Genomic DNA, 11,975 nt, shown 5'->3' on the forward strand with positions numbered 1-11,975 from the left:
GTCGGCGGCGTGCTGCCTGCGGCGCGGGTGCACCGCCCCGCATCCGACCACTGCGCAGGCGCACAGGCGGACACGGACATCCTCCCCAAAAGGAGTACAAAGATCGTATGACTTCGTACTTCGTTCCTATCGGTCGTCTCTGCCCCTCCGAGGAGAGCGGTCTCGGAGGGGCATAGGCCGCGGCTCCTGCCGGGTCAACGGCAAGGCCGTGCGGAGAGAAGTGCGTCAGTGGTGCAGGGCGTGGCGGAGGGCGTCGCCGGTCTTGTCGACGGCGTCCTTGGCGGACCAGGTGTCCCGGAGGGCGTCGAGCATCATGAAGTCGTGCACGACCTTCGGGTAGTGGTGGTGTTCGACGTTGACGCCGGCGGTGCGGAGCTTGCCGATGTACTTCTTCGCTCCGTCGAGCAGGACGTCGGAGTCGGTGATCACGATGGCGGGGGGCAGGCCGCGGAGCTGGGCGGTGGTGGCCTTGTTGGGTGAGGCGAGGTGTTCCTGGCGGTCGGCCTTGCTGGGGGCGTACTGGTCCCAGAACCACTTCATGTTGACCTTGGTGAGCCAGCAGTTCTCGGCGAAGCGCTGGTAGGAGCCGGTGGTGAAGTCGGCGTCGGTGACGGGGTACAGCAGGGCCTGCTTGCGGAACTTCACTCCGCCGCGTTCCTTGGCCATCATGGTCACCGCTGCGGTCATGTCGCCGCCGACGGAGTCGCCGGCGATGGCGAGCCGCTTGCCGTCGACGCCGATCTCGTGGCCGTTCCGGGCGACCCACTTGGCTGCGTGGTAGGCCTGCTCGATGGCGACCGGGTACTTGGCTTCCGGCGACGGGGTGTAGTTGACGAAGACGACCGCCGCCTTCGCGCCGTGGGCGAGCTGGCGGACCAGACGGTCGTGGGTCTGGGCGTTGCCGAGGACCCAGCCTCCGCCGTGGACGTAGACGAGGCCGGGCAGGGTGCCCTTGGCGCCCTTGGGCTTGACGATGCGCAGCGAGACTTCGCCGGTGGGGCCGCCCTTGACGGTCTTCTCGGTGATGTCGGCGGGCAGCTTGTCGACCGGGCCGGCCTGGAGGTTGTCGAGGACTTCGCGGGCCTTTTCCGGTCCGAGTTCGGACAGCGGGGGGCTGTTCTCGGCGGCGAGCTGGTTGACGAAGTCCTGGGCGTCGCGTTCGAGCTCGACGGGCGGGTTGCCGCAGGGTACGTCCTGCCCGCCGGCGGGGCCGCCCGCGACCGCGGTGGCGGGCGCGGCGGCGGAGGCCTGGGGCATGGAGGTGTAGCCGGTGAGGACGGTGCCGGCGGCTATCGCGGCCGTCGTGGCGAGCAGGAGCCTGCGGTGGTTGCGTCCGTCAGTGGTGCTCATGCGTGGTGTCTCCTTCGAGTGACGTGTACCCCCCGCAGAGCAGACTCCGGGCTGCCCGGGCACCGCGTCCATCCGGTGCGGCCAAGGGGGTGAAAGGGTGCCGCCGCCGGGGTGGCGGCACGCCTCTGACCGGTTTGACGCCGCGTGGTTCCGCGCACCGGAGCGGGCTGGGCATCGGCGTTGCCCCACCGCGTTTCGCGACAGCCGGCCCGCACGGGTCTCCGGTCCTCGGCAGACAGGGGGCGGCCATCCAGCGCACCCGGTGATCCGGGGCGGCGCTCCTGCGGAATGGCTTCTCGTGGGCGGCGGTGGGCGCTGCCTGCCTGGGGAGAGATGCCGTGGAGGATTCCGTGGAGAACCACACCACCAACAACAGCGGTATTCCGGTGGAGAGCGACCAGTACTCGCTCACCGTCGGCGCGGACGGGCCGATCCTGCTGCAGGACCGGTACGTGATCGAGAAGATGGCCCAGTTCAACCGTGAGCGGGTTCCCGAGCGCGTGGTCCACGCGAAGGGCTCCGGCGCGTACGGGACGTTCGAGGTCACCAACGACGTCAGCCAGTTCACCAAGGCCGACCTGTTCCAGCCCGGGCGCCGCACCCAGGTCCTCGCCCGCTTCTCCCAGGTGGCCGGCGAGCTCGGCAGCCCGGACGCGTGGCGGGACCCGCGGGGCTTCGCCCTGAAGTTCTTCACCCGCGACGGCATCTACGCCATGGTCGGCAACAACACCCCCGTCTTCTTCATGCGCGACCCCAGCAAGTTCCAGGACTTCATCCGCAGCCAGAAACGCCAGATCGGCAGCGGCCTGCGCGACAACGACATGCAGTGGGACTACTGGACCCTCTCCCCCGAATCCGCGCACCAGGTCACCTACCTGATGGGCGACCGGGGCATCCCCGCGAGCTACCGGATGATGAACGGCTACAGCTCCCACACCTACATGTGGATCAACGGGGCCGGCACGAAGACGTGGATCAAGTACCACTTCAAGTCGGACCAGGGCGTGAAGAACATGACCGACGCCGAGGCCGCGGCCATGGCCGGTGAGGACCCGGACAACCTCCGCCGCGACCTGCACGAGTCCATCGGGCGCGGCGAGCACCCTTCGTGGACCCTGTACGTGCAGCTGATCCCGTACGAGGACGCGGCGGACTACCGCTACAACATCTTCGACGTCACCAAGACGGTCCCGCACGGGGACTACCCGCTCACCGAGGTCGGCCGGCTCACTCTGCACACCAACCCCGAGGACTTCTTCGTCCACATCGAGCAGGCGGCCTTCGACCCCTCGGACCTGGTGCCCGGCGTCTCCCTCTCCCCCGACAAGATGCTGCAGGCCCGCATCTTCTCCTACGCCGACACCCACCGCTACCGCATCGGTGTCAACTACACCCAGCTTCCCCCCAACCGCCCGCACTCGCCGGTGCGCTCCTACGCCAAGGACGGCGCGATGCGCTACGAGTCGCCCAACGTCGCCCGGCCCTACGCACCCAACTCCTACGGCGGCCCCGCGGCCGACGAGGACCGCTTCAACCACCCCGCCGGCTGGACCGTGGAGAGCGCCGACATGGTCCGCGCCGCCTACACCCTCCACTCCGCCGACGACGACTACACCCAGCCCGGCACCCTGATCCGCAAGGTCCTCGACGACGAGGCCCGCGACCGCCTCGTCGGCAACGTCACCCGACACCTCCTCAACGGAGTCAGCCGCCCCGTCCTCGAACGCGCCGTCCAGTACTGGCGCAACATCGACCCCAGGACCGGCGACAGGATCGCGGAAGGAGTCGGCGTTCAGACCAGCTGAACCGGTCCGGCACGCAGGAACCGCGCGCTTCGCAGTCCGTGCGGCGCCCCCGGCTGTCGGTCACAGGGCTGCGGTCAGGCCGGCCGAGCCTCTGTGGTACTGCAACTCCTGGGCGGTCGCGCCCGGTTCAGCGGGCCCAGGACGGGACGGGCTCTTGCCCCGAACCACGGGAGCGCCATCGAACAGTCCTTCGCTGCGGGCCCGCGGGCGCCCGCCGGTCGCCGAGGGCGGAAGACCGCGAGCCGGCTCGCTCTCCGGAGCCGGCGAGCTCTCTCGGTGATCGGACACGGCGCACCTCTCCGTGACACCGGCTGAACCGGCTACCGTGCCTGCGGCGCAGGGCTGCCGCAGGCACGGTGGGGATGCGGCCGGGGAAGCCCTGCACGAGGACGCGTCGGCCGGCGCGCCGGCGGTCACACGGAGGTGATCTCCAGAGTGACGGTGGAGTAGATGCTGGAGACGGTGCCCAGACCGAGGGTGCACAAGGTGACGTCGGTGGCCGGGCCGGTGATGGTGTGCAGGACGGTGTCGCCGGTGAACAGGCCGCTGGTGACGGTGCCGGTGAAGGTGACCACCAGAGCGGCTCCGACGATGGTGGAGCTCTGGTTACCGGAGAGCGTGGAGGTCTGGCCTGTGTTCCAGTTGATGGTGAAGGTCCGTGGGCTGGCACCGAGCAGGCTCTGGCAGGAGCGGGTGCCGGTGGCTTGTGCCGCGGTGCTTCCCGAGGTCAGGCCGGGCACGCTGGGCGAGACGCACGGACCGTAGCTGGTGGAGCCGGTGATCTGCACGTTGTTGGGGGTGAGGGTCAGTGGCGGGTTGTAGGTGACGGTGTTGCTGCTGGGCGGGGTGCAGGTGACGTCCAGGACGCCGGCCGAGGCCGGCGTCGCCGGCGTCAGCAGAGCGGCGGTCATCAGGATGGCGCCCAGTAGGACGGTCCGGATCCGGGGCATGGGGTCGACTCCGTTCGTTGGTGACGATCAGGAGGAGGTGCGTAGGTCAGGCGGGGGACGGTGCCGGCGAGGCGGGCGATGCCGGCAGGCGGCAGTCGAGCACGCTCGGCGTGGCAGTTGGCCACGATCCGCTCGGCGGCGGTTTCCCGGACCGACCCGTCGATCTCCTGTCGACCCGTCGTAGCTGCCGGGCCTTGACCCGCGGACCTGAAACGTGCTGACGTTCGATTATTGGCACGCGGATGCGCGACGCACCATGGCTCGTATGGACCAGCACACACTAGCCCGTTTACGCACACCCCTTTTCGCGCTGAGACGCGACAAACCGACCCCGGGGCAGAACCGCCGCTACCGCCGCCCATTGTTCCGTTGCCCGTCGCACCGAACCCAACTTCACGCAAGACTCACGGTCACGTTCCCGCTCCAAGTGCCTGCACGAGATCAGATCCATACAGGCCGGTCCGCTGTTGTGGGTGTTCTTCACTCTTTCGGGTGGACAAGGCATCCGCACCCGTATGGGCAACGAATCTCTTTCTGGAGGTCCGAAGGTCCTTGTGGTGCGTTTGAGAGGTATTGATCGATGAACAAAACGCGGCTGTCGGAGTCTTTTGGGCTGCCGCTGTCGGCAAGCGCGAGCGAGGACGTTGTCGTCGCCAGCGCTTTCACTCACCCGGTGCGCGGGCGCGTCGTGTGTCCGGCCGCGTCCTTGGTCGCGGCGTGGTTGATCGACAAGGGCTGTACCGCGAGCGTCCGCGACCTCGGGGCCATGGCGGTCGAGTCGCCTGAGCCATCGGGTGAGTGGACGGCTGCCGGACGGCTGGCGGTGACAAGCTACCTTGACCTGGACGGCAGGGCCGTTGGCATCGCAGTGGCGGGCGGAGCCGCCACGGCCCACTTGGCGCAGGACGCCGTAGAGCGGTGGAGTTCCACCCTGCGGACCCGCAGGGCGCTGGTTGCCCTCGTTCCCCGGCTCTGCCCGGCCGGCAGGGGGTCAGCCGCACGGATCCCCCTGCCCCCGCAGGCCGCGTCCAGAACCTGGGGAGCCTGCCGGACCGTGTCGGCCACGAGGAACACGGTCGCTTCCTACCTGGAACGCGGGGACTCGGTACTCCTGCTCGACCCCCGCACACACAGGGACCACGGTGCCGGTCCGGTCAGGGTCCGGAGCGGGGAGGTGGTGGAGGTGGGCTCACTCCAAGCGGTTGCGAGGCTGGTGGTGGAGGATGAAGCGCGGATGTCGTTCGTCCTTGGCCCGTGCTCCGTCGTCGAAGAGGTCGCTCCCCTGCTGCGCGCACTACGGGAGCGCTTTCCCGGGCTCCGTGGACAGCACCCCGACCAATGGTGCTACTCCTCGTCCGACAGGCAGGCGACCATCCGGGCCGTCGCCGAGTCCAGCGACCTGACCCTGTTCGTCGGGAACTCCGAACCTCCCACCGGTCTGCCGCCCGGCCCTGGTCGAGTGCTGACGGTCCGCTCGCTCGCCGACATCTCCCCCGAGGAAATCGGCCGGGCGGCGACCATCGGCCTGATCGAAGCCGACGATGGCCCCCCCACACGGGAGGAGAAGTCCGTCACCTTGCCGAGCGTGCTCGAGGTCCTCGCGGGCGTCGGCCCTCTGAGCATCGTTCACCGTCGGGTCCAGACCGATATGCGGACCAACATCTACGAGAGGTCACTCTCCTCGACGCGCTGAACGGCTTCCGCCCGACCGGCATGGGGCCCTCGTGTATCAGGCACCGTGGTCGGTCCTGCACGACCTTCCCTCACGCGTGAGCTCTGTACCGCGCGCCGCCCGAGGAGGCATGAGCGGAATCGCGGTGCCTGCAGACGGGGGCGACCGCGCCGTGTCTCGACCTGCGGCCGGCGTGGAACGCTCGAGGCGTCGTCACGCCGGCCTTCCGGGGTAGGGGCGTGGGCGCGTGGGCCGGGTGTGGTTCGGAGCGACCCGCGTGGAGGGGCGGAGTACCGATCGGAGGTCGGCGATGCGTTGCAGGAGCTGGCGTGCCTCCCGCTGGTTCGCGAACGGGCGCAGCGAGGCGACCATGTCGCTGAAGAATCGATCGGCGCGGCCGCTCATCAGGCTGGGGTAGTCGTCGAGGAAGCGGTGCCAGGCGTCCACGGCCTCTGTCAGGTTGCCGGTGCGCAGCTGCAGGGCGGCGAGGTTCCCCAGTGTGAGCGAGCGTGAGCGGTCCTCGCCCCGGGGGCGCTGTCGGATCGACTCGCGCAGCACTGCCGCAGCGCCGGGGAGGTCGCCGAGGTGGTCGCGCACGGCGGCCTGCTGATGCAGCAGCGCTGCCCTGTGGTAGGCGCCGGCCATGGTGTCGGCGGGGCTGGAGGCCTTCCCGAGCAGCCGCTCGGCGGTGGCCAGGGTGTGCAGGGATTGGCGGCGCGCACCGTCGTGTGCCTGAGCGACAGCTAACTGGCCCTGGACGAAGGCGTGGTCGACTTCGGTCCCCTTCATCGTGTCGACGGCCTTCTCTGCGAGCGTGAGTGCTTCACTGCTGTGACCGAGGCTGTACGCCTGCACGGACATACCGCGCAGGGCGACGGCGGCATCGCGGGCTGAGTTGTTCTCGTTCGCCAGGTGCAGGGCGGTGAGGTAGTAGCGCTGTGCGACTCCGTGGAGGTTGTCGTCGAAGTGCATGAACGCGCACATGTAGGCGAGGCGGCCGGTGACGGCCAGCAGTCGCTGGCGGAGCACCGGCCCGGCGGGCCGATGGAGCTTGGGGCTTAACTCGGAGGCCAGAAAGGCGCTCAGCGCTCGGCGGCCCCCTCCTCCTCCGAAGGCGCGGTCATAGCGGTGGAACACGAGGGCGAGGGCCTCGGCCGTTTCCACTTCGAAGGGCTCCACGCGCCAACCCCACGGGGCGGGTCGCTCACTGAGGGGGGAGGTGTGGGAGCCGTAGGCGAGGGGTTGTTGTCCCACGTCTGCGAGGGCCGCGATGTCATAGGTGACACCCGACCGCTGCTCGGTGCGCCGAGGGCTTGCACCTATGCGGAGGTGGCCCAAGCGGCGCAGGCTTGATGCGGCGTCGGTCGGCACTTCTCCGTTCTGCACCACTTTCCCGGCCGGGTGCGGCGGTCGGTCGCGGACCGGTTCGGCGTGGTCGGCCAGGCCCGCTTCCGACGGGGTCACGGGGCGGCCGAGCCTGCGGGTCAGCGCCTCGCAGACCGCGCTCACGGCGTAGGCCCTGGGCCGGGTGCCGGCCAGCCAGTGCGCGACAGCTGACCGGTCGTAGCTGAGCACCGTCCCACTCTCGGCGCCGACTCTGTTCACTGCCTTGGCCAAGTCAGCAGCACTCCATGCGGCTTCGGCCAGCAGCGCGCGCAGTGCGGGGTTGGGGCGGCGGGACTGTCTCATGGACACCACCTCTCGGATCGGCGTCGGTGGTCCGGAGATCGCACTGCCAGATTGGGACGTGAAGGCTCCGACCCGCTACCCCTCGGATCAGCCGTGCAGCCGTCCTCCCGGCGGCCAAGCGGTCGTGCACCGCGCGCCGGCACACATCTGCTGAGGTCACACGAACAGCCAGCCGCGCACGGCGGAAGTGGAGCGGACATCCTCCGCTTTCAACGGTCACCCACTTTCATCGCTTGTTCACCGTCCCGGAACAGTTCGGTGGCGCGCGGAGCCGGTTCGCACCAGGGACGACCACCGCAGGGCGACGGTCGGGGCGAGCGGAGCGTTCCTGGGGCGCAAACCCCACGTCTCTTTCAACGGAGTGGCAGATTCACGCAGCTGGAGCCGGTGTCATGTCCCCGCAGTCGGCCTTACGTCGCACGGTTGTGGCAGGAGCGCGTCGTGCGGAAGCACACCACCCGTGCGTGCACCGGCACCGGGAATCCGCAGCCGCACCGCTCCGTGGGCGGCCGACGATCGCGATGCAGGACCGCGGCCCGCAGTTACCGCATCGGCCCCGTTTCGGCCCGTCCGGTCATGTCCGAACAGGGAGGAGAGAACATGCGAGCTGTCGTCTACGCGAAACCCGGCCGGGTCGCGGTCGCCACGGTGGCCGACGCGAGGATAGAGCGACCGACCGACGTTCTGGTACGCGTCACGAGTGCCGCCGTGTGCGGCAGCGACCTCATCTTCGTCGACGGGGGCTTCTACAACCCCGAGCAGCGGTGCGGCCACGAGTTCATGGGAGTGGTCGAGGAGACGGGATCCGCCGTGACGCGGCTGCGCCGGGGCGACGCGGTCGTCGCCCCGTTCGCCTGGGCCGACGGGAACTGCCGCCACTGCCTGGCGGGCCTGTTCACCTCCTGCGCAGCGGGTGGTGTGTGGGGACTGGGCCCTGGTTCGGACGGCGGGCAGGGCGAGGCTGTCCGGGTACCCCACGCCGACGCGACCCTGGTACGGCTACCCGACGAAGCTGTGACCGACCCGGTGCTGTCCCGCTCGGTCCTCGCACTGGCCGACGTGGTGCCCACGGGCCACCACGCGGTGGTGCGGGCCGGCGTCGGCCCCGGAAAGTCGGTGGCAGTCGTCGGCGACGGCGCCGTCGGGCTGAGCGCCGTGCTCGCTGCCCGGCGCGCGGGCGCCGAACGCATCATCGCGGTGGGCAGCCACCGCCACCGGCTCGACCTGGCCCGGCGCTTCGGCGCGACCGACGTCGTGGCCGCCAAGGGGCCGGCTGCGCAGCAGGCAGTCGCCGACCTGGTCGGGCCCGACGCGGTCGACGCCGCCGTGGAGGCGGTCGGCACGACGCAGGCCCTGGACACCGCGATCGCCATCGTCCGACCCGGCGGAACGGTCGGCTGCGTCGGTCTGCCGCACCACGAGCAGACTCCCGACCTGCAGGCGGCCTTCTTCGCCAACATCAGCCTGCGCGGCGGCATCGCCCCCGTCCGCGCCTACCTTCCCGAACTGCTCGCCGAGGTCCTTGACGGCCGCCTCACGCCATCACCGCTCTTCGACTTCTCGGGCGGCCTCGACGACGTGCCCGCCGCCTACGAGGCGATGGCAGGCCGCGCCGCGCTCAAAGCCTGCATTCGGCTCTGAGGCTCCGCGGCCCGACCGCCGCCCCACCCGGCCCTCGGACCTCCAGATACCCAAGGAGAAACAACATGCCGCACCACCTGGCGGGAACGGTCCCGCTGAACGTGACCGGCTTCGAGGACGTCCTCTACCACGAGGACCCCGCCTCAGGCCTGCGCGCCGTCATCGCCATCCACTCCACCGTCCTCGGGCCGGCTCTGGGCGGCACTCGCTGCCACCCCTACCCCACGGTGGCCGCAGCCATGGCGGACGTGACGGCCCTGGCCCGCACCATGACCCTCAAGAGCGCTCTGGCCGGCCTCGACCTGGGCGGCGGCAAGGCCGTCATCATCGCTTCCCCGGAGGACCTGAGCCCGGACAGGCTCAGGGAGTTCGGCAGGTTCGTCGAGTCGCTGGACGGCCGGTACGTCACCGCATGCGATGTCGGCACGACAAGTGCCCACCTGGACGTGGTCGCCGAGGAGACCGGCCACCTGGTCGGCCGCCCCCGCGAGAGCGGAGGCAGCGGCGACAGCGGCGACATGACCGCCTTCGGCGTCCTGCAGGCCATGCGCGCCGCGGCCGCGCACCTGTGGTCATCCCCCGACCTGTCGGGCCGTCACGTCGGCATCGAGGGTTACGGCAAGGTCGGACGCCCGCTCGCCCTGCGGCTGCTGGCCGCCGGTGCCCGCGTATCGGTGTTCGACACCTCACCTCAGGCCTGCGCCGAGGCATCGGACGCCGGCTTCACCGTCCAACCGGACCCGGACCGCCTGCGTGCGGCGGACCTGGACCTCTTCGCCCCCTGCGGAATGGGCCACCAGCTCGAGGCGGAGGCCGTCGGCGCGCTGTCGGCCAGGGTGGTCTGCGGCGCGGCCAACGTCCCACTCGCCGACCCCGACACGGCCCGGGCCCTGCACGACGCAGGCATCGTCTACGTGCCGGACTTCCTGGCCAACGCCGGCGGACTGATCCAGGTCGCCGGCGAACTGTCCGGGTTCGACGATCGACGGGTGACCGGTCGCGTAAGCGCCATCCGCGAGGTGACCGCCGATGTTCTCCGCCTCGCAGACAAGGAGCACTGCACGCCGCTCGAGGCCGCCCAGCGCCTCGCCGCCCAGCGCCTGGCGACGGCGTCCGCGAAGGCGGGGCGGCGATGAGCGCCTGGCCGCACCGTCCTCTCCCCGCCCCGCACCCCCAGGCCAGGCCTGGCACCGTCCGCGAGGCGGTGATCGAAATTCTGCGGCGCAACGACGCACGCGTGATCTTCGGTAACCCCGGCACCACGGAACTGGCCTTCCTGGACGACCTCCCCGGGGACATCCGCTATGTTCTGGGCCTGAACGAGTCCTCCATCACCGCCATCGCCGACGGCTACGCACAGGCCCGCGGCAAGCCCGTCCTGGTGAACCTCCACACCGCCGCCGGACTTGGCAATGCCATGGGTGCCCTGGTCAACGCGCACGCGGCCCGCAGCCCCCTGGTCGTCCTCACCGGACAGCAGGAACGAGCACTGCTGGGCGCGGGCGCGATACTCACCAACCCGGCGCCGGCCCTGCTGCCGCTCGGCGCGGTCAAGCACGCGGAGGAACCGGCCAGCGCCGAGGACGTACCCGCGGCACTGGCACGCGCCTTCCACCTCGCCGCGCTCCCACCCGCAGGGCCGGTGTGTGTCTCCGTGCCCATGGACGACTGGGATCGCCCGTTGCCGGCCGGTGCGTCGCTCACGGCCATAGCCACGCGAGTACGCGGGCAGGCGACCGCCCCCGAGCAAACCGTGGCCGACCTGGCCGACCTCCTGGCCCATGCCGACCATCCGGCGATGGTCGTCGGCCCGGGCGCCGACAGCCCTCGGGCCTTCTGGGCGGTCGCCGAACTGGCGGAACGCCTCGCCGCACCCGTATGGGTCACACCGTATGCCCACCGGATCGGATTCCCCACCGACCGCCCGGCCTTCCAGGGCCAACTGCCGCTGTCCGTCGAGGAGACCTCCTCCGTCCTGGCCCCGCACGATCTCGTCCTGGTCGTCGGCGGCCCGGTCTTCCGCTACATGACGGCTCGAAGCTGGCCCGCCCTGACGTCGTCGACCCGGGTCATCGCCCTGACCGACGACCCCGTGGAGGCGTCCCGCAACATCGCGGGGGAGACGGTCGTCGGCGATGTCGGCCACACCCTTCGCGCCCTGTGCCGGCAGCTTTCCGACCACCGCCCCACCCCCCGGCCCAGCAAGGCCGGAACCCCTCACCAGAATCACACCCCCGGCTACGCGGAGGTCTTCACCGCCCTGCGCGAGATCCTCCCGGCCCAGGGCGTCGTCGTCAGCGAACCGCCCCAGGGCTTCGAGGACCTCTACCGAATCCTTCCCCGCACCCAGCCCGGCTCGTTCTACTTCGCCGCGGCCTGCGGCCTCGGATTCGCCGCCGGCGCGGCCGTCGGCATCGCGTTGGCCGACCACGCACGGCCGGTCGTCGCGGTCCTGGGAGACGGCTCGCTCCAGTACAACCTCCAAGCCCTGTGGACCGCTGCCCAGGAGCGCATCCCCGTCTGCTTCGTCGTCGTCAACAACAGCGGCTACGGCATCCTCCAGGACCTGGCACAGGACCAGGGCTTCAAGTCTCTCCAGGGCATGGAGCTGCCCGGCATCGACATCCCCGCCCTCGCCCGCGGCTACGGCGTGCCCGCGACACGCGTCACCACCGAGCACTCCCGGTTGGTCACCGCTCTGCGCACACCCGTCCCAGCCGGCCCACGGCTGATCGAGGTGGTACTTCCTCCCCCCCGGCGGTGACGCCACCCGCTGACTGTGCAGCTCCGTGGAGCCCGAAATCGCCGAGAGAAGTAGTCAGCGCGATCACCATCCCTTGACGAGCACCCTGACGTACGGATCCTCAC

Annotated in this window: 8 protein-coding genes; 5 read left to right on the plus strand and 3 right to left on the minus strand. The window is 70.3% G+C overall.

Annotated features, from left to right (window positions below; all coding sequences use genetic code 11):
• Positions 1-225: 225 nt before the first annotated feature.
• Positions 226-1,350, minus strand: coding sequence for an alpha/beta hydrolase (locus ACWD3O_RS23485; protein WP_451417242.1), 1,125 nt, complete (start codon positions 1,348-1,350; stop codon positions 226-228).
• 338 nt (positions 1,351-1,688) lie between these two features.
• On the opposite strand from ACWD3O_RS23485, the gene ACWD3O_RS23490 reads away from it, so the two are divergent.
• Positions 1,689-3,155: a catalase gene (locus tag ACWD3O_RS23490; RefSeq protein WP_451410245.1), complete on the plus strand. Its 1,467-nt coding sequence runs from the start codon at positions 1,689-1,691 to the stop codon at positions 3,153-3,155.
• A gap of 413 nt (positions 3,156-3,568) precedes the next feature.
• On the opposite strand, the gene ACWD3O_RS23495 is transcribed toward ACWD3O_RS23490, so the two are convergent.
• Positions 3,569-4,105: a hypothetical protein gene (locus ACWD3O_RS23495; protein ID WP_451410244.1), complete on the minus strand. Its 537-nt coding sequence runs from the start codon at positions 4,103-4,105 to the stop codon at positions 3,569-3,571.
• A 580-nt stretch (positions 4,106-4,685) separates the two neighbouring features.
• On the opposite strand from ACWD3O_RS23495, the gene ACWD3O_RS23500 reads away from it, so the two are divergent.
• On the plus strand, positions 4,686-5,798 hold the full coding sequence (locus tag ACWD3O_RS23500; protein WP_451417243.1) for a hypothetical protein: 1,113 nt from the start codon (positions 4,686-4,688) through the stop codon (positions 5,796-5,798).
• 192 nt (positions 5,799-5,990) lie between these two features.
• On the opposite strand, the gene ACWD3O_RS23505 is transcribed toward ACWD3O_RS23500, so the two are convergent.
• Complete coding sequence (locus ACWD3O_RS23505) at positions 5,991-7,466, minus strand: hypothetical protein (protein WP_451417244.1); 1,476 nt, start codon at positions 7,464-7,466, stop codon at positions 5,991-5,993.
• A 600-nt stretch (positions 7,467-8,066) separates the two neighbouring features.
• On the opposite strand from ACWD3O_RS23505, the gene ACWD3O_RS23510 reads away from it, so the two are divergent.
• The 3 genes from ACWD3O_RS23510 (at position 8,067) to mdlC (ending at position 11,871) form a co-directional block, all read left to right on the plus strand.
• A complete protein-coding gene (locus ACWD3O_RS23510) occupies positions 8,067-9,107 on the plus strand; it encodes a zinc-binding dehydrogenase (protein WP_451417245.1) in 1,041 nt (346 codons plus the stop codon).
• Positions 9,108-9,172: 65 nt separating this feature from the next.
• Positions 9,173-10,243 (plus strand): Glu/Leu/Phe/Val dehydrogenase dimerization domain-containing protein, encoded by a 1,071-nt coding sequence (locus tag ACWD3O_RS23515; protein WP_451410240.1) that lies wholly within the window; start codon positions 9,173-9,175, stop codon positions 10,241-10,243.
• Positions 10,240-11,871, plus strand: a complete 1,632-nt coding sequence (gene mdlC, locus ACWD3O_RS23520) for a benzoylformate decarboxylase (protein WP_451417246.1) — start codon at positions 10,240-10,242, stop codon at positions 11,869-11,871. Before ACWD3O_RS23515 ends, mdlC begins: the two co-directional genes overlap by 4 nt.
• Positions 11,872-11,975: the final 104 nt, after the last annotated feature.

The organism is Streptomyces sp. NPDC002640 (genome assembly GCF_053592575.1).